Source organism: Vibrio sp. 1069 (assembly GCF_033340555.1).
Genome location: NZ_JAWOWP010000609.1, coordinates 1 through 599 on the forward strand (window position 1 = coordinate 1; position 599 = coordinate 599).

Here is a 599-nt window from a genome sequence, read left to right on the forward strand (position 1 = left end):
TACTACTCGATCTTATCTTGGGTATCGACCGAGACAAGTTCGAGCCAATTGTCTGGTCAAACTGCCAACCTCTGATTGAGAAATGCCAAGATCTTGGTATCAAAGCAGAGCACTCTACGTTCAATCTCGTCGGTGGCTGGTGTGCGCCGCGTTGGGACATCACGGGTTGGAATAACCTGATCAAACAAGGTTCAGCGCTCATCGAGAAGCACAATATCGACCTCGTTCATGTCAACAGCGGTGGCCCTTGCCAGTGGATGTCCTTAGCCGCGCGCATGAATCATGTACCTCTAGTCACGCAATTGCATTGTCACTACACGCTGCGCGATCGTTTTTCGCTTGGCTTGCACCTTTCGCCAAAATTGATCTGTGTAAGCAAAGATGTAGGCCGTGAAATTCTGCGCGATGGTTATCCAGAAGAGCAACTGCACGTAGTGCACAACGGCGTCTCTTTGGATGACTCTGAAGCGCCTATCGACATCAAAGTGCGCTTGGGGATTCCTGCTAATGCATTCACCTTCCTTTCGGTTGGTTCGCTGATCAAACGCAAAGGGTTTGACCGCCTCATTCATGCTATGCGAATGCACAACTACCATCAA

General features: G+C 49.7%; 1 protein-coding gene. It reads left to right on the plus strand.

Annotation, left to right across the window (positions count from 1 at the left end; translation table 11 throughout):
* A partial coding sequence (locus R7040_RS28035; protein WP_318097827.1) for a glycosyltransferase occupies window positions 1-599 on the plus strand: 599 nt, incomplete at both ends.